Genomic DNA, 17,311 nt, shown 5'->3' on the forward strand with positions numbered 1-17,311 from the left:
TTCGACCAATAGGTCACGAACTGCTCGAGCGATTCGTGACCTATTGGTCGAAGGTTGGGCAGATCCGGGCGTCGGGCTCAGCGGCGCTTGAGGAGCTCTTCGGCGACCTGGACCGCGTTGAGGGCCGCGCCCTTGCGGAGGTTGTCACCGACGACGAAGAGCGTGAGCCCCTTGCCCTCGGGTGCCGCCTGGTCGACGCGGACCCGCCCGACGAAGACCTCGTCGCGTCCAGCCGCCTCGAGCGGGTTCGGGACATCGGTGACGATGACGCCAGGGGCCTTGCCGAGCAGCTCGAGCGCGTGCTCGGGCGTGATGTCGTCGGCGAACTCGGCGTGGATGGCGAGCGAGTGCCCAGTGAAGACCGGCACCCGCACACAGGTCCCCGAGACCCGCAGGTCCGGGATGTGCAGGATCTTGCGCGACTCGTTGCGGAGCTTCTGCTCCTCGTCGGTCTCGAGCGAACCGTCGTCGACGATCGACCCGGCCAACGGCACGACGTTGAAGCCGATGCGCGCGGCATACAGGGTGGGGTCCGGGATCGTGACTCCACGACCATCGAGAGCCAGAGCGGCAGGCTCGCCAGCGGCATACCCGCCGCGCAGCTGGCCGTCGAGCTCACGCACGCCGGCACCGCCCGAGCCCGAAACCGCTTGGTACGAGGCGACACGCAGGGCCACGAGCCCGGCGACGTCATGCAACGGCTTGAGCGCCGGCATCGCGGCCATGGTCGTGCAGTTGGGGTTGGCGACGATGCCCTTGGGGATCGAGTCGAGGTCGTGCGGGTTGACCTCGCTGACCACGAGCGGCACGTCCGGGTCACGTCGCCAGGCCGAGGAGTTGTCGACGACGACGGCCCCGGCAGCCGCGACGCGCGGCGCCCATTCCTTGGAGGCGGCGCCACCGTTGGAGAACAACGCCAGGTCGAGACCAGAGAAATCGGCCGTGGCCGTGTCCTCGACGGTGACCTCCGTGTCCTTCCACGGCAATGTCGTGCCCGCCGAACGCGCCGACGCGAAGTAGCGCATCTCCTCGACCGGGAAACCCCGCTCGACAAGGAGAGCGCGCATGACATTGCCGACCTGACCGGTCGCTCCGAAGACACCAACTCGCATGGCCCCAGTCTAGGAGCCATGCGAGTTGGGTTGCTTCAGGCGTTCAGGACGTGGGCGAGCTGAGCACCTTGTCGTCCTCGCGCGCCCCGAGAGGAGCATCATCCTCGACTGCGTCGACCGCGGTCGACCCACCAGCCAGGGTGACGTGGTCGCCGACACCCTCGCCGGGTGCTGACTCCTCATAGGTGAGGGTGAAGTCGTCACCGTGCTCGGTCACTCCGGCGACGATGGCCTGCTCGACGGCCGCCACGGCATACGCCCGACGGACGACGAGCGGGTCGCTCGAGAGGTCCTTCACGAGAGCAACCGCCAGCCCGATCATCACGAGGAGGAACGGCAGTGCCGCCACGATCGTGATGTTCTGCAGGCCGGACAACGCATCCTCGCCACCGACGACGAGCATCACGGCACCGACGGCGCCAGTGGCCGCACCCCAGAAGATCACCGTGGGGCGGCTGGGCGCGAGGGTCCCGCGCTCCGACAACGTGCCCATGACGATCGAGGCAGCATCGGCGCCCGAGACGAAGAAGATCGCGACGAGCAGCATCACGACGATCGAGGTGACCGTCGACAGCGGCATGGTCTCGAGCATGCTGAACAGCGTCGCCTCGGGCGACTCGGCGCCGGCAAGGTCCACGCCGCCACGCTGGGTCGCGATTCCCGCGCCGCCGAAGATGGCGAACCACACGAGCGAGACCAGGCTCGGGACGAGCAGGACACCGGTGACGAACTGGCGAATGGTGCGACCACGCGAGATGCGCGCAATGAACATGCCGACGAACGGCGTCCAGGAGACCCACCACGCCCAGTAGAAGATCGTCCAGCCCGAGAGCCAGGTCTGCATCGCATCGCCACCAGCGGCGTCGGTGCGCGCCGACATCATCGCGAGGTCCTGGAAGTAGGACCCGACAGCGGTCGGCACCAGGTTGAGGATGAAGACGGTCGGCCCGACGACGAAGACGAAGACGGCGAGCACGAGCGCCAACACCATGTTGGTGTTCGAGAGCCACTGGATGCCCTTGGAGACACCCGAGACGGCAGACAGGATGAAGCAGAGCGTCAGCACGACGATGATCGCGACGAGCACGCCGTTGCCGGCACGCCCCACACCACCGACGATCTCGAGGCCGGAGCCGATCTGCAGGGCACCGAGACCGAGCGAGGCAGCCGACCCGAAGAGGGTGGCAAAAATCGCGAGGATGTCGATGACGCGACCGGCGGGACCGTTGGCCCGACGCTCACCGATGAGCGGCGCGAAGGCCGAGCTGATGAGGAGCGAGCGACCGCGGCGGAAGACGCCGTACGCAACGGCCAGTCCGACGACTGCGTAGATCGCCCACGGGTGCAGGGTCCAGTGGAAGAGCGTGGTCGCCATGGCCGTCTGGACGGCTGCGGGGTTGCCGGCCTCGCCGGTGCCGGGCGGCGGGGTGACGAAGTGCGACACGGGCTCGGAGACGCCGTAGAACATCAGGCCGATGCCCATGCCGGCGGAGAACATCATCGCGATCCACGAGACGGTCTTGAACTCGGGCTGCTCGTCGTCGCGTCCGAGCGGGATGCGCCCGAACTTCCCGGCCGCGAGCCAGATCACGAAGATGACGAAGCCGGACGCCACGAGCGAGAACAGCCAGCCCATGTTGTGCACGACCCAGGAGAGGCCGTTGTCCGAGGCCGTGCCGAGGGTCTCGGTGCTGACAAAGCCCCAGATGACGAATCCGATGGCGATGGCCGCCGTGACTCCGAAGACGATCGTGTCGAGCTTCTGCGGGGCGTCCGCCTGGTGCTCCTCGACCGCGTGGTCTAGTGCCGGGTGGGGGGTCTCCTCGAGGAGCGGTCCGTCAAGGATCTCGCGCTCCCCTGCTGCGTCCCCAGGGGCTGTTGGTCCGGTGTTCATGAGTTTTTGATTCACGGGTGATTCGGCGCGCGATGGCGCCGCTCCTTCGCTGTTCTCGTCAGTTACGTATCAATGTCAGTTCTCGTTCCAACCCTCAACCTTGCCTTCACGAACCTGTGAGTTCAAATTGGCAGCGGCGACCCACCGGTGTCGCGCCCCCTTCTCGAGGGCACGCCGAACACACCTCGGGTATGCCGGGTGCGCACCTTCGTGGGGTCAGAAACCCAAGCGCTGCAACTGTTTCGGGTCGCGCTGCCAGTCCTTGGCCACCTTGACGTGGAGGTCGAGGTGGACGCGCTGACCCAGCAGCTTCTCGATGCCTTCGCGGGCGTTGGTCCCGACCTCGCGCAGTCGTGATCCGCCTCGGCCGATGATGATGGCCTTCTGCGAGGACCGCTCGACGAAGACGTTGACCCGCACGTCCATCATCGGCTTGCCCTCGGGGCGGTCCTCGCGCGGAAGCATCTCCTCGACGACGACGGCCAGTGAGTGGGGCAACTCGTCGCGCACGCCTTCGAGGGCGGCTTCGCGGACGAGCTCGGCGATCATGATGGCGTGCGGCTCGTCGGTGAGGACGTCGTCGGGGTAGAGCGGTCCGGGCGAGGGCGGGAGGTACTTCGCGATGACTGCGGCGACGGTGTCGACCTGGTCGCCCTTGGTCGCCGAACACGGCACGATCTCGGCCCACTCACCGAGCTGGTCGATGGAGATCAGGTGCTCGGCCAGACGCTGGCGGTCGACCTTGTCGGACTTGGTGGCCAGCGCGATGATCGGCGTGCGCTTGGCCTGCCGCAGCTCGGCGAGCTCACGCGCGATCCACTGGTCGCCCGGGCCGATGCGCTGGTCGGCCGGGAGGCAGAAGCCCACGACGTCGACGTTGAGCAGGGTCTCGCGGACGAGGTCGTTGAGACGCTCCCCCAGCAGGGTCCGGGGCTTGTGCAGGCCAGGGGTGTCGACGAGGACGATCTGGCTCATCGGAGAGGTGACGATGCCGCGAATCGTGTGGCGCGTCGTCTGCGGCTTGCTCGACGTGATCGCGACCTTCTCGCCGACGAGCGCGTTGGTCAGCGTCGACTTCCCCGCGTTGGGGCGGCCGATGAGGCAGGCGAAACCCGCGACATAACCGGGCTTGGCGGGCTGGCCGAACTCGTCGTTGGCGTCTTCAGTCATGGAAACTCCCGGTCTCGGCTGTGTGCATCATCTCGCGGTCCGTTGTCGCTGCAACGCGTTCGACGATGACGGTGGCAATGCGGTGCCGGCGTCCGGCCATGCGTTCGGCGGTCAGGCGCAGACCGGCCACCTCACAGGTGGAGCCCAGGATCGGCACCCGTCCAAGGGTCTTGCCGATGAGGCCGCCGACGGTGTCGACCTCGTCCTCCTCGATCGTCACCCCGAGCTCTTCGGCGAGGTCGTCGATGTCCATCGTCGCGTCGACGCGCCAGCGGCCGTCCTCGAGCTCCTCGAGGTCGGGCGTCTCGCGGTCGTACTCGTCGGCGATCTCGCCCACGATCTCCTCGATGATGTCCTCGATCGTCACGAGGCCTGCCGTGCCGCCCCACTCGTCGATGACGAGGGCGAAGTGGGTCTGGTCGCGCTGCATCTCGCGCAGGAGCGCGTCGACGGGCTTGGACTCGGGGATGAACGGCATCGGCCGCATGAGGTCGATGACGGGTGTCACCGCGCTGGCGGGGTCGGCCGTGATGCGACGCACGACGTCCTTGAAGTAGAGGAGGCCGAGCACGTCGTCGGAGTCCTCGCCGGTCACCGGGATGCGCGAATAGCCGCTGCGGAGAAAGAGATTCATCGCCTTGCGGGCTTCGCGGTCGGAGTCGATCGTCACCATGTCGGTGCGCGGGACCATGACCTCGCGGGCCAGGGTGTCGCCGAGCTCGAAGACCGAGTGGATCATCTGGCGCTCACCCGCCTCGATGAGCGAGGACTCCCCCGCCATGTCGACGAGGTCACGCAGCTCGGACTCGCTGTCGAACGGTCCGTCGCGATACCCCTGTCCCGGAGTGACGGCGTTGGCGAAGAGGACGAGGAGCCGCGAGAGCGGGCCGAGGACCCGGCGCACCCAGATGGCCACAGGTGCCGCGAAGAGCGAGACCTTCGTGGCGTGCTGACCACCGAGGGTGCGCGGCGAGACGCCCACGAGGGCGAACGAGACCACGGCCATGATCGCGATCGCCGTGAGCAGCGGCAGCCAGGTGCCGTCGACGACGCGGTGGACCGCAACGGTCACGAGGACTGCCGTGGTCATCTCGGCGATGACCCGCACGAACGACAGGACCGACAGGTATGCCGCGCTGTCGGCCACGACCGTGGCCAGCGCCTTCGAGCCGGGTCGGCCGTCGTCGTGGAGTTCCTGGGCGCGCACCCGCGACACCCGTGACAGAGCGGCTTCGGCCGCCGACAGGGCAAAGGCCAGGACGAGCCCGAGGATGCTGATGACGACGAGCCGGGTCATGCGGCCACCGTCCGGGTTCCCGACGCCGAGCGGGCGTCGGGACTGGCTGGGTCAGGCACCGGGTCGACCCCTCGTCGCAAGGAAGGTGAGCAGGAGCTGGCGCTGCAGCTCGAACATCTCACGCTCTTCCTCGGGCTCGGCGTGGTCGTAGCCGAGCAGATGGAGGATGCCGTGCGTCGTGAGGAGCAGCAGCTCCTCCTCGGTGGCGTGACCGGCCTCGGCGGCCTGCTTCTGAGCCACGCTCGGACAGAGGACGATGTCGCCGAGGACACCTTCCTCCGGGTCGTCGTCGTCGCTGCCGGGGCGCAGCTCGTCCATGGGAAAGCTCATGACGTCGGTCGGCCCGGGCAGGTCCATCCACTGCACGTGGAGGGTCTCCATGGCAGCCTCGTCGACAAGGCGCAGGCACAGGTCGGCCTGGGGGTGGACCTTCATCTCGCCCATGACGTAGCGCGCGCAGGCCACGAGCTCGAGCTCGTCGAGCGCGAAATCCGTCTCGTTGAGGACGTCGATGCTCATGCGCCACCGTCCCGGTCCGCGGCGCGAGTGGTTCGACGGGCGCGCGAAGGCGTGGAACGTCCGTCCTGGTCGGCATCCCACCGGCCGTAGGCGTCGACGATCTCGCCGACGAGTCGGTGACGCACGACGTCCTGGGCGGTGAGTTCGGCGAAGTGGATGTCGTCGAGGTCGGTGAGGATGTCGCGCACGATCCGCAGCCCGCTCGTCGTGCCCCCCGGCAGGTCGACCTGGGTGATGTCGCCGGTCACGACCATCTTGGAGCCGAAGCCCAGACGGGTGAGGAACATCTTCATCTGCTCGGGCGTGGTGTTCTGCGCCTCGTCGAGGATGACGAACGAGTCGTTGATCGAGCGACCGCGCATGAACGCCAGAGGAGCCACCTCGATCGTTCCGGCGGCCATGAGGCGTGGGATCGACTCGGGGTCGACCATGTCGTGGAGGGCGTCGTAGAGCGGACGCAGGTAGGGGTCGATCTTGTCGTTGAGCGTGCCCGGAAGGAAGCCCAGCCGCTCCCCCGCCTCGACGGCCGGTCGGGTGAGGATGATCCGGTTGACCAGCTTGGCCTGGAGCGCGGCCACGGCCTTGGCCATCGCCAGATAGGTCTTGCCGGTGCCAGCGGGGCCGATGCCGAAGGTGATGGTGTGCTCGTCGATCGCCTCGACGTAGCGCTTCTGCCCCAGCGTCTTGGGTCGGATCGTGCGACCGCGCGAGGACACGATGTTCATCGTGAGGACGTCGGCCGGCCGCTCGGTCGTTTGGGCCCGCATCATCGCGATGGAGCGCTCGACCGAGTCACGGTTGAGCGCCTGCCCGCCCTCGATGACCGCCAGCAGCTCGTCGATGACGCGCTCGACGAGGGCGACCTCGGGGCTCGTACCGGAGATGTGGAACTCGTTGCCCCGCACGTGGATCGAGGTCATCGGGAACTGGCGCTCGATCGTGCGGAGCACCTCGTCCCGCGGGCCGAGGAGGGAGACCATGGGCACGTCAGCGGGGATCGTGACCGTGTGGACGGGGAGGTGCGTCGACGTCTCGGTGGGCGTGGACGGGCGGGGTGCATCTGTCATGTCACCCATGAGTCTACGGTTCGGTTCAGCCCGGAGGCCATTGCATTGACCGGCCACCCAGCAGGTGCAGGTGAGCGTGGAACACGCTCTGCCCCGCGCCGGCACCTGTGTTGAAGACGAGCCGGTAGTCGCCAGCCAGCCCTTCGCCCCCCGCGACGGAGCGGGCCAACAAGACCACGTCCTGCAGTTCCTCCGCCGATGCTTCTGCCAGTTCTCCCGCGTTGGCGACGTGCCGCTTGGGCACGACGAGGACGTGCGTCGGCGCCTGTGCGTTGATGTCACGGAACGCGAGGCTGTGCTCGGTCTCGCCCACGACGTCTGGCTCGATGTCGCGGGAGACGAACTTGCAGAAGAGACAGTCGGCTGAAGACATGCCCCGACAGTAAACCGATCGGGCCTGCTGTGCGTCTCACCAGCGTGACAATGACACTCGTGGGCCCACGACGTGACGCAGCAGCGCGCGCGGCCGCCGATGATGGCGTGTCGAGCCTGTATGCCGTGCACTGGGGTCCCATGGTCCGCCTCGCCTGGCTCTTCGTGCACGACGACCTCCTCGCCGAGGAGATCGCCCAGGACGCCTTCGTCTCGCTCCATCGCAAGTGGCACGACGTCCAGGAAGGGCGCGGGGCGGCATACCTGCGTCAATGTGTCGTCAACGGTGCGCGCTCAGCGCTGCGGCACCACAAGGTCGAGCAGCGCTACCTCGACTCGAACCGGGCCCACGCCCGACTCCACGTCGCGAGCGCCGAGGAGTCAGCGATGTCCGCGGCCGGCGCGGCCGACCTCTTCGCCCGCCTCCAGCGCCTCCCGGCACGCCAGCGAGAGGTCCTCGTGCTGCGCTACTACCTTGACCTCAGCGAGGCCCAGATCGCCGAAGCGCTGGGCATCGCGCCCGGATCGGTCAAGGCCCACGCCCACAGGGGCCTCGCCGCCCTGCGCACCCAGATGGAGGATCGATGACCACCCACGTGGATCCATCAGACACGGAGCGCGAACTTCGAGAGGCCCTGGCGACCCGAGCACGCGAGATCCGGCCTGCCGACCGGCTCGACGCAATCCTCGCGCAGGCGCACGAGCCCGAGGCCGGTGGGTTTCGTCACCGGTGGCTCGCAGGCGTTGCCGTCGCTGCGTCGGCGGCCGTCGTCGCGGGCACGGTCTGGGCCACCCGCCCGGAGACGGAAGGCACCCTCCCGGTCGCGCCGTCGTCCCTGACCCCGACGCCGACGAGCACGTCGCCCTCGCCGACGGTGAGCCCGTCCCCCAACTCGTCGAGCAGCGCCTCCACGACGCGCCCGCCCTCGTCGTCGCCGTCATCCTCGACCGCGCCGCAGCCCCCGACCAGCCCCACCGGGGCACTCGCCATCTATCGGGTCGGCACCAACGGTGGGGCGACGAACCGCCCGGGCCTGGTCCGCGAGTTCTGGTCGCCGTCGCTGGGCCGCACGACCGAGTCGCAGAAGGCCACGGCCGCGGTCGCCGAGGCGCTCAAGCGCACTGAGCTCTGGAGTGGTGTGACGCTGCGCGACGTGACCGTCGAGAAGAGCCGCATCTCATTGCGTCTGTCGGGGCCAGGTGCGAGCGCACCCTCTGCGGGCTCGGCCCAACTGGGGGTGTCGGCCCTCGTCTGGACCGCTCAGGGAGCGGTCGGTCGCGGGGACGTGCCGGTGCGGATCACTGCCGACGGCGGCGGCCAGCTCTTGGGCCAGGTCGGGACCGGTGGGAGTTTCACGAGGTCGTCCACACCTCTGGACGACCTGTGCGACATCTGGATCGACACCCCATCGCCAGGTGCCTCGATGCGCCCTTCTGACCCACTCGTCGTGCGCGGGCAGGCCGTCGCGTGGGAGGCGACCGTCGAGTGGGAGCTGCAGTCAGGGACGGCAACCGTGCAGGACGGGGTCGCCACGGCCTCGATCGGAGCACCCGGTCGCGGCACCTTCACTGTTGACCTGGGGCGTCTCGATGCCGGGACCTACACGTTCCGGGCCTTCACGACGTCGGCGGAGGACGGAGCCAGGGTCATCGCCGACCGGCAGGTGACCTTCACGGTGACGTAGTCAGCGCCACCGGGACGCGGCACTGAGGACGGCGAGTGCTGCGGGTCCGGCGCTCGACGAGCGGAGCACCGTGTCGCCCAGTCGGACGATCGAGGCACCCGCTGCCTTCAGGGTGTCGAGCTCGTCGGGGGCGATGCCACCCTCCGGTCCGACGATGACGAGGACGTCACCGTCGCTCGGCAGGGTGATCGCGGCGAGCGGTGCGTCGGCGTCCTCGTGCAGGACGTATGCCGTGGCGCCGGTCGCGATGCGATCCGCCAGTGCCGCTGTGGTCGCTGCAGGCGCAAGGAGCGGACGTCGTGGACGACGCGACTGCTTGGTCGCGGCCACGAGCACGGCGTCCCACTTGGCCCAGGCCTTGGCACCACGGTCACCTCGCCACTGGACGATGCTCCGACTGGCCTGCCACGGGACGACCTCGTCGACACCGAGCTCGGTCGCGGCCTCGATGGCCTGGTCGTCGCGGTCGCCCTTGGCGAGAGCCTGGACGAGGACGAACCGCGGACTGGGTTCGGGCACGACCTCGACCGACTCGGTGCGCAGGGTGAGCCGGTCCCGGTCGACCGACGCGACCTCACCCGTGACGACCCGACCGACGCCATCGGACAGCCGGAGGCGCTCGCCGATCCTGGTGCGCTTCACCGTGGCCGCGTGACGACCCTCGGTTCCGTCGAGGACGACGATGTCACCCGCCCGAGTCGCGTCGAGCGCCCCGGGAGCCACGAGATAGAGAGCCAGCGTCATCGCGTCCCCCGACCTGCACGCCGACTCTCCGGATTCGACTTCGTGCCCCGCACGGACACACCGAGCGCAGCGAGGGGTGTCCGTGCGGGGCACGAAGTCGGTGGGTGGGGCATGGGATCAGCGAGCCTTGAACGCGTCGCGGAGCTTGCCGAAGAGGGAGCCTTCGGAGGGGTTGGTGATGCGGCCGGTGGGCTTCTCCTCCTCACGCAGCCTGGCGAGCTGGCGGAGCAGATCCTCCTGCTCGTGACTGAGCTTGGTCGGGGTCTGCACCATCGCGTGGATGATGATGTCGCCGCGGCCGGAACCGCGAAGGTGAGTCACGCCGAGGCCGCGCAGGCGGATCTGCTCACCGGACTGGATGCCGGTGCGCACGTCGAGGTCACTCACGCCGTCAAAGGTCTCGAACGGCACGCTGGCCCCGAGCGCAGCAGCCGTCATCGGGAGCTCGAGCGTGGCGTGGAGGTCATCGCCCTGGCGCTGGAAGCGCTTGTCGCGACGCACCGCCACCTCGACATAGAGGTCACCGGGCGGACCGTCGCCGGGGCCGACCTCGCCCTCGCCTGCCAACTGGATGCGGGTGCCCGTGTCGACACCAGCAGGGACGCGGATCGTCATGGTGCGGCGAGTGCGGACCCGACCGTCGCCGGAGCACTCGTAGCAAGGTGCCTCGATGACCTGACCAGTGGCCTGGCAGTTCACGCACGGACGCGAGGTCATGACCTGACCGAGGAAGCTGCGCTGCACCTGCTGGATCGAGCCGGAGCCCTTGCAGACGTCACAGGTACGGGTGCCGGTGCCGGGCTGGGTGCCGGCGCCGTGGCAGGTCGAGCAACCGACGGCGGTGTCGATGACGAGTTCCTTCTCGGCACCGAAGACGGCGTCGACGAGGTCGAGGTCGAGGCGCACCAGGGCGTCCTGGCCACGCGACTGCCGCGAGCGCGGCCCGCGGCCCTGCGCCTGGCCGGCGCCCTGGCCGAAGAAGGCGTCCATGATGTCGCTGAACGCGAAGCCCTGGCCGAAGCCGGCCGCGCCGCCGGCATACGGGTCGGAGCCCATGTCGTAGCTGCGACGCTTCTCGGCGTCGGACAGCACGTCGTAGGCCTGCGAGACCTTCTTGAACTGCTCTTCTGCCTCCGGCCCCGAGTTCACGTCGGGGTGGAGCTTGCGGGCCGCGCGACGGTAGGCCTTCTTGATGTCGTCGGCGGTTGCGTCGCGGGCCACGCCGAGGTCGGCGTAGTAGTCGTTCACTGTGGTGGACGTCCTTCGCTGGGTGCTGATCGGGTGAAGTGGAAAGCCTGTGGGGCCAAGCCTTCAGGTGCAAAGGCGTGAAGTGCGCGGGTCATTCCGCAAGGATCCGGCTGACGTACGTGGCCACGGCTCGCACCGCTGCCATCGTCGTCGGATAGTCCATGCGGGTCGGGCCGACGACACCGAGTCCGGCCACGAGGTCGGATCCTGCGCCGTAGCCCGAGGTGACGAGCGACGTGGACTGCAGCCCGGCATACGGGTTCTCGGCACCGATGCGCACGGCGACGGCATCGCCCTGCTCGGTCACCGTGCCGAGGAGCTTGAGGAGGACAACGTGCTCCTCGAGGGCTTCGAGGACCGGCCCGATCGAGGTGGGGAAGTCCTCACCGGCGCGCACGAGATGCGATGCGCCGGCCATGACGACGCGCTCCTCCCGCTGCTCGACGAGAACCTCGGTCAGTTCGGCTGCGATGGCCGCGAGGAGCCCGCGGGCACCAGGGTCAACCTGCATCGGCAGTTCACCCAGCCCGCCAGCGGCATCGGCAAGGGTCTTGCCGACCGTGGCACCGTTGACGTCGGAACGCAGCGTCGCGAGCATCCGCTCGGCTGCGGGTTCGGCGAGCTCCAGGCCCGTCTCAAGGACACGCTGCTCGACCCGGCCGGTCGTGGTGATGAGGACCACGAGGAGGCGCGAACCGCCGATGGGGACGAGCTCGATGTGTCGCACGGAGGAGCGCGTGAGTGAGGGGTACTGGACGACCGCGACCTGACGGGTCAGCGAGGCCAGGAGCCGCACCGTGCGGTCGACGACGTCGTCAAGGTCGATCGCGCCGTCGAGCAGGGTGCTGATCGCGCGCTTCTCGGCTCCGCTCAGGGGCTTGACCCCGCTGATCCGGTCGACGAAGAAGCGGTAGCCCGCATCGGTCGGGATGCGACCGGCGCTCGTGTGCGGCGCGGCAATGAGGCCATCCTCCTCGAGGGCGGCCATGTCGTTGCGCACCGTCGCGGCCGAGACCCCCAGGCGGTGGCGTTCGAGCAGCGCCTTGGAACCCACGGGCTCGGACGTCTCGACGTAGTCCTGCACGATGGCGCGCAGCACTGCGAGCCGACGTTCGTCACTCATCCCCGACACCTCCCGTCCTCACTGGCACTCATGCTTGGTGAGTGCCAATTCTACGTCTACCCTCGCGCAGGTGACTGATCGCTACGGACCGGACGTGCTCTCCGGCGACTGGAAGGCCCCTCGCGGTGGCCGCTCCACGCCCCTCGCTGCCGAGATCGGTGTCGTCGTGGAGGACGTCGAGACGGGCTGGGTCGGTGCCGTGGTCCGCGTCGAGAAGGCGGGCGGCATCCACGTCGTCCACCTCGAGGACCGGCGCGGCAAGACCAAGGCCTTCCCGCTCGGACCCGGCTTCCACGTCGACGGCAGCCCCGTGACGCTCACCAAGCCCGCTGCGGCTGCGGACGCCAGGCTGGCGGCCGCACGCCAGACGGCGTCACGCACGGCGAGCGGGTCGCGGACTGTCGCCAACGCACCGGCCAAGGTTGCGAGCGCCTCACGGATCTTCGTCGAGGGCACGCACGACGCCGAACTCGTCGAGAAGGTCTGGGGCCATGACCTCCGCGTCGAGGGTGTCGTCGTCGAGCCCCTCGGCGGCGTCGACGACCTCGAGGCCGCGATCCGTGACTTCCGCCCCGGCCCCGGCAAGCGCATGGGCGTCCTCGTCGACCACCTCGTGGCCGGCACCAAGGAGACGCGCGTCGTCGACGCCGCATCCCGCCTCAAGCCCTACGCGCCGCACGTCCTCATCGTCGGCCACCCCTATGTCGACGTGTGGCAGTCCGTGCGACCCGAGCGCCTCGGCATGGAGCAGTGGCCGGTCATCCCGCGGGGCACCTCGTGGAAGCACGGCATCTGCGCCCACCTCGGCTGGCCGCATGACGACCAGGCCGACATCGCGCGCGCCTGGAAGCAGATCCTCGGCACCGTGCGGTCCTACGCCGACCTCGAGCCCTCACTTCTGGGTCGCGTCGAGGAGCTCATCGACTTCGTCACGGTGCACTGAGACTTGGCAGTGCCCTTCGGGCCTTTCGGCGTATGCCGGGTGCTCACCTCCCGCGGCAGGGTCACCCCTGACCTCACCCTGATCTGACCCCGAAGTGGGGATCATTCGGCCTCTGGATGGGTTTGACTGGGTGACAGCACCCCGTCCCCTGAAGGAGGACACCATGACCACCACCCCGCACCCCGAGGTTCCGCAGGGGCCAGAATCCCAGCAGCCCCGGGTCGAGCAGCCGCAGCCGTCCTACGGTGAGCAGCCGCCGCCCCCTCCCCCGCAGCAGCCCTACGAGCCGACGTTCCAGCAGCCGCAGCAGTCTGCCTACCAGCAGCCTGCTTCCGGTCAGGCCTACCCGGGTCAGCCCGTCACCTATGCCCAGCAGCAGGTCCTGGACCCGGCCCAGCAGCGCCAGTGGGGGATGTTCGTGCACCTCATCCCGCTCATCGCCATGGTTCTGAGTGCTGGACTCCTCGGCTTCGTCGGGTCGCTCGTCATCTACGTGATGTACAAGGAGCGCGGCGACTTCGTGCGGCAGCACGCCGCCAACTCGCTCAACATCCAGATCATCACCGGGATCGTCCTGCTCGTCTCGTTCCCGTTGATGCTCATCCTCGTAGGCTTCGGGACGTACTTCCTCGCCCTCGCGTTCGCTTTCGTGCTCCACATCATCGGAGCCCTTCGCGCGAACGAGGGGAAGCAGTGGACGCCCCCGTTCACCCCGCAGTTCGTCAAGTGATCTCCTAGGGCGCCCGCCTGCAGACGCTCGTCAGCCCCACCTGGAACGTCTCCGGGTGGGGCTGATGTCATTGTGGGACAGGGGTTTTCAGACGCCGCCCTTGAGGAGTAGTCCCCCGTCGACGACGACCAGCTGGCCAGTCATCCAGGCAGCATCGTCCGAGAGCAGGAACGCGACCACGGCGGCAATTTCCTCGGGCACGCCGAGACGGCCGAGTGGATAACCCGCAGCGACCTTCTCCTCACGCCCTTCGTAGAGCGCGGTCGCGAACTGGGTCTTGACGACTGCAGGAGCCACGGCGTTGACGCGCACGGTGGGCCCCAGCTCGACGGCGAGCTCCTCGGTGAGGTGGGTGAGCATCGCCTTGCTCGCGCCATAGAAGCCGATCCCCGGTGCCGGGCGCACGCCCGCGACCGACGACACGTTGACGATCGCCCCACCGCGCGTCTCGAGCCCGCCCGCGACCGCCTTCTGGATCCACGAGAGGGCGGCGATGCAGTTGACCTCGACGATCTTGCGGGCGGCGTCGAGATCGAGATCGACGAGCCGTCCGTAGGCCGGGTTGATACCCGTGTTGTTGACGAGCAGGTCGACGGGTCCGAAGGTCTCGGCCACCTTCGCGAGGACCTCGTCCTGGTGCGCTGCGTCATCCGCACGCCCAGCGACCGCCATGGCGACATCAGGTCCGCCGAGGGATGCGACGGCCTCGTCGAGTGCCTCCTGCTTGCGGGCCGTGATGCAGACACGTGCACCCTCGGCGATGAGCCGCTCAGCGATCGCGAGGCCGATCCCCCGGCTCGCTCCGGTGACGATGGCGGTGCGGCCCTCGAGCCGGCGCAGATTCATGGAAGTCATGAGCGCCACCCTAGGACGCGCCCAAGGGCGTCAGGGAAGAACAGTCCCGTCGCCAGTGAGGGCCGATCCCCCATGTCCTCCGGAGTCGACGCCAAGCAGTCGGCGAACCACCGTGTCGGCGAGCAGCCGGCCGCGAAGCGTGAGCACGACGCGGCGGTCGCGGACGGCGGCGGTTCCGTCCACGAGACCGTCAGCGACCAACCCCGCCACGGCGCGCCGTCCGATGTCGTCGAGGTCATCCACCACCAAGCCGTCGCGGACCCTGACCTGAAGCAGCACCTGCTCGTCGCGGACCTGCTCGGCTGTCAACGTCTCGCGCCCGGCACCCGGCGAGAGACCGTCGGTCAGCCGACCGGCATACGCCCTGGGGTGCTTGACGTTCCACCAACGCACGCCGCCCACGTGACTGTGGGCACCGGGACCGACGCCCCACCAGTCGCCACCGGTCCAGTAGCCGTCGTTGTGCCGGCATCGCCCCGCCGGGGTGCGCGTCCAGTTGCTCACTTCGTACCAGCCGAAACCGGCGGCGGACAGGACCTCGTCGGCGATCTCGTACTTCGTCGCCTCGTCGTCATCGTCCGGCCTCGCGACCTCGCCGCGACGGACCTGAGCAGCGAGCTTCGTCCCCTCCTCGACGACGAGCGCATAGGCCGAAACATGTTCTGACTCAAGGGAAATCGCTTGGTCGAGGCTGCGTCGCCAGTCGTCGACGGACTCCCCCGGCGTGCCATAGATGAGATCGACACTCGTCACCATCCCTGCGTCCTGGGCAGCGCGTACGGCCTTCTCCACCCCCGCAGGATCGTGGGTCCGGTCCAGAGTTGCGAGGACGTGTGGGACGGCCGACTGCATGCCGAGCGAGATGCGGGTGAACCCGCCGTCGGCCAGCTCGCGCAGCGAGTCCGGAGTGACGGAGTCCGGGTTGGCCTCGGTCGTCACCTCGACGTCGTCGGCCAGTCCAAACCGGTCGCGTATGCCGTCCACAGCCTTCACGAGATCGGCTGCGGCAAGCATCGTGGGCGTCCCACCGCCGACGAAGATCGTGTCGACGCGGGGGGCCGAATCCCCGAGCACCGCCTGGGCGAGGTCGAGCTCGGCCAGGGTGGTGTCGATGAACGTCGAGGTACTCGCGCCCGGCCCCAGCTCGGTGAGGGTGTAGGTGTTGAAGTCGCAGTAGCCGCAGCGCACCCGACAGAACGGCACGTGCAGGTAGATCCCGAAGGGGCGCTTGCCGAGGGTCTGCAGGGCCGTGGCCGGGAGCTCCCCCGAGTCCGGTGCAGGGTCTCCATCAGGCAGGCGGGGCATGGCGACGATTCTCCCACCCCGATCGGAACCGGCTCCCGCCGGTCACGGGACCGCCCGATCAAACGTCGACGGATGCCATGACGGCGTGTCCAGCGTGACACGCCGTCACGTCCGAAAAAGTTGGCGAAAGTTCGCGGTGAGGGGTTGTGTCCTCTCCGGTCGCGGACTAGAACTGTCCTTACGCACTCACCTCGGTGAGAGCGTCAGAGGAAGAACTTCGGTTCTGAATCTGCGAGGCCTCGGAAACTCATACTTTCCGAGGCCTCACCTATGTGCCGCACTAGGTTGGCGTCGTGCGCATCCTCACCGACGCCGATGTCCTGGCCTGCCTCCCACCCCTGGTCGAGGTGGTCGACCTCGTCGCCGACGCACTCTCCGCCCTGGCCGAGGGCCGCGCCGACGTCCCGCCCAAGCCGACCGTCCGGACCTCCCCGGGTATGTTCGCCAACGCCATGCCCGCGGCCTACCCGGAGCGAAACCTGTTGGGCTGCAAGTGGATCAGTGTCGTTCCGGACAATCCGGTGCACGGTTTGCCCACGGCCAGCGGCGTCATGGTCATCAACGACGGAACCACCGGTGTGCCCCGCGCCCTCCTCCCCGCGCACGAGCTGACGGCAATCCGAACAGCCGCCGTGACTGGTGCCTGCATCCGCGCGCTCGTTCGCGACGAGGGGCCGATCGCCTACCTCGGAGCCGGCGTCCAGGCCCGCTCCCACCTCCGCATCCTCGAAGCCCTCGGCCACACCGAGGTGCATGTCTGGGCGCGCCGCCGCGAGGCGATCGACGCATTGGTGAGCGACACCGCGAAGGTCGCACCCGGCATACGCGTCGTCGTCTCTCCGTCGCGGGAGGCGGCGGTGCGTGACAAGGCCGTCGTCATCACCGGGCTGTCGATCGGACTCACGGACATGACCATCCCCGTGACGTGGCCGCGCGACGACGCGCTCCTCCTGCCGATCGACTACGCCAGCTCGGTGGGGGCAGAGCTCGCCGACAGCGCCGTCCTCGCCGCCGACGACCCGCAACAGTTCGCCGCCGTCAGGGCCGTGCGCGGCAAGCTGGACGGCTACCCGACGCCCACGTCCTGGACGGGGCACCTTCTCCACGCGCCGCGTCCCGAAGGTCGGCTCGTCGTCCAGAACCTCGGCACGGGGATCACCGACCTCGTCGTCGCGAGCGCCATCGCAGACGGCGCCGAGGCGTCAGGAACTGGTCAGCTCGTCGACATCTGAGCCACCTACGATGGC

The 17,311-nt window shown here is 68.7% G+C and carries 17 protein-coding genes; 5 read left to right on the plus strand and 12 right to left on the minus strand.

The genetic code is table 11. The features are described 5' to 3' along the window. Positions 1-77 precede the first annotated feature (77 nt). The 7 genes from JNB_RS04880 to JNB_RS04910 form a co-directional block, all read right to left on the minus strand. The gene (locus JNB_RS04880; protein WP_009775304.1) at positions 78-1,112 is read right to left on the minus strand and encodes an aspartate-semialdehyde dehydrogenase; all 1,035 of its coding nucleotides are present in this window, start codon (positions 1,110-1,112) and stop codon (positions 78-80) included. 43 nt (positions 1,113-1,155) lie between these two features. Next, positions 1,156-3,006, minus strand: coding sequence for a BCCT family transporter (locus JNB_RS04885; RefSeq protein WP_009775305.1), 1,851 nt, complete (start codon positions 3,004-3,006; stop codon positions 1,156-1,158). Between the two features lie 216 nt (positions 3,007-3,222). Next, on the minus strand, positions 3,223-4,176 hold the full coding sequence (gene era, locus JNB_RS04890; protein ID WP_009775306.1) for a GTPase Era: 954 nt from the start codon (positions 4,174-4,176) through the stop codon (positions 3,223-3,225). Next, the gene (locus JNB_RS04895; RefSeq protein ID WP_009775307.1) at positions 4,169-5,473 is read right to left on the minus strand and encodes a hemolysin family protein; all 1,305 of its coding nucleotides are present in this window, start codon (positions 5,471-5,473) and stop codon (positions 4,169-4,171) included. The genes era and JNB_RS04895 overlap by 8 nt, the downstream gene beginning before the upstream one ends. A 51-nt stretch (positions 5,474-5,524) precedes the next feature. Further along, positions 5,525-5,992: an rRNA maturation RNase YbeY gene (gene ybeY / locus JNB_RS04900; RefSeq protein WP_009775308.1), complete on the minus strand. Its 468-nt coding sequence runs from the start codon at positions 5,990-5,992 to the stop codon at positions 5,525-5,527. Further along, on the minus strand, positions 5,989-7,059 hold the full coding sequence (locus JNB_RS04905; protein WP_148232315.1) for a PhoH family protein: 1,071 nt from the start codon (positions 7,057-7,059) through the stop codon (positions 5,989-5,991). The genes ybeY and JNB_RS04905 overlap by 4 nt, the downstream gene beginning before the upstream one ends. A gap of 25 nt (positions 7,060-7,084) precedes the next feature. After that, complete coding sequence (locus tag JNB_RS04910) at positions 7,085-7,432, minus strand: histidine triad nucleotide-binding protein (protein WP_009775310.1); 348 nt, start codon at positions 7,430-7,432, stop codon at positions 7,085-7,087. 50 nt (positions 7,433-7,482) lie between these two features. Between JNB_RS04910 and JNB_RS04915 the strand changes: the two genes are divergently transcribed. Then, a complete protein-coding gene (locus JNB_RS04915; protein WP_009775311.1) occupies positions 7,483-8,019 on the plus strand; it encodes a SigE family RNA polymerase sigma factor in 537 nt (178 codons plus the stop codon). Further along, the gene (locus tag JNB_RS04920; RefSeq protein ID WP_009775312.1) at positions 8,016-9,116 is read left to right on the plus strand and encodes a Gmad2 immunoglobulin-like domain-containing protein; all 1,101 of its coding nucleotides are present in this window, start codon (positions 8,016-8,018) and stop codon (positions 9,114-9,116) included. Before JNB_RS04915 ends, JNB_RS04920 begins: the two co-directional genes overlap by 4 nt. On the opposite strand, the gene JNB_RS04925 is transcribed toward JNB_RS04920, so the two are convergent. From JNB_RS04925 to hrcA, 3 genes are all read right to left on the minus strand, one after another. After that, on the minus strand, positions 9,117-9,860 hold the full coding sequence (locus tag JNB_RS04925) for a 16S rRNA (uracil(1498)-N(3))-methyltransferase (protein WP_009775313.1): 744 nt from the start codon (positions 9,858-9,860) through the stop codon (positions 9,117-9,119). A gap of 117 nt (positions 9,861-9,977) precedes the next feature. Further along, positions 9,978-11,108: a molecular chaperone DnaJ gene (gene dnaJ, locus JNB_RS04930; RefSeq protein ID WP_009775314.1), complete on the minus strand. Its 1,131-nt coding sequence runs from the start codon at positions 11,106-11,108 to the stop codon at positions 9,978-9,980. Positions 11,109-11,199: 91 nt separating this feature from the next. After that, positions 11,200-12,231 (minus strand): heat-inducible transcriptional repressor HrcA, encoded by a 1,032-nt coding sequence (hrcA, locus tag JNB_RS04935; RefSeq protein WP_009775315.1) that lies wholly within the window; start codon positions 12,229-12,231, stop codon positions 11,200-11,202. Between the two features lie 70 nt (positions 12,232-12,301). Between hrcA and JNB_RS04940 the strand changes: the two genes are divergently transcribed. Together JNB_RS04940 and JNB_RS21635 are read left to right on the plus strand one after the other, a co-directional pair. Next, positions 12,302-13,174, plus strand: coding sequence for a DUF3097 domain-containing protein (locus JNB_RS04940; RefSeq protein ID WP_009775316.1), 873 nt, complete (start codon positions 12,302-12,304; stop codon positions 13,172-13,174). Positions 13,175-13,337: 163 nt separating this feature from the next. Beyond that, positions 13,338-13,904: a DUF4870 domain-containing protein gene (locus tag JNB_RS21635; RefSeq protein ID WP_009775317.1), complete on the plus strand. Its 567-nt coding sequence runs from the start codon at positions 13,338-13,340 to the stop codon at positions 13,902-13,904. Between the two features lie 87 nt (positions 13,905-13,991). Here the strand turns inward: JNB_RS21635 and JNB_RS04950 are convergent, their stop codons facing one another. After that, on the minus strand, positions 13,992-14,750 hold the full coding sequence (locus JNB_RS04950; protein ID WP_009775318.1) for an SDR family oxidoreductase: 759 nt from the start codon (positions 14,748-14,750) through the stop codon (positions 13,992-13,994). 39 nt (positions 14,751-14,789) lie between these two features. Beyond that, positions 14,790-16,064, minus strand: coding sequence for a radical SAM family heme chaperone HemW (gene hemW / locus JNB_RS04955; RefSeq protein ID WP_009775319.1), 1,275 nt, complete (start codon positions 16,062-16,064; stop codon positions 14,790-14,792). Positions 16,065-16,357: 293 nt separating this feature from the next. Here hemW and JNB_RS04960 point away from each other — a divergent pair, with 293 nt between their 5' ends. Continuing rightward, on the plus strand, positions 16,358-17,296 hold the full coding sequence (locus tag JNB_RS04960; RefSeq protein WP_009775320.1) for an ornithine cyclodeaminase/mu-crystallin family protein: 939 nt from the start codon (positions 16,358-16,360) through the stop codon (positions 17,294-17,296). Positions 17,297-17,311 lie beyond the last annotated feature (15 nt).

Source organism: Janibacter sp. HTCC2649, assembly GCF_000152705.1.
Lineage (GTDB): Bacteria > Actinomycetota > Actinomycetes > Actinomycetales > Dermatophilaceae > Knoellia.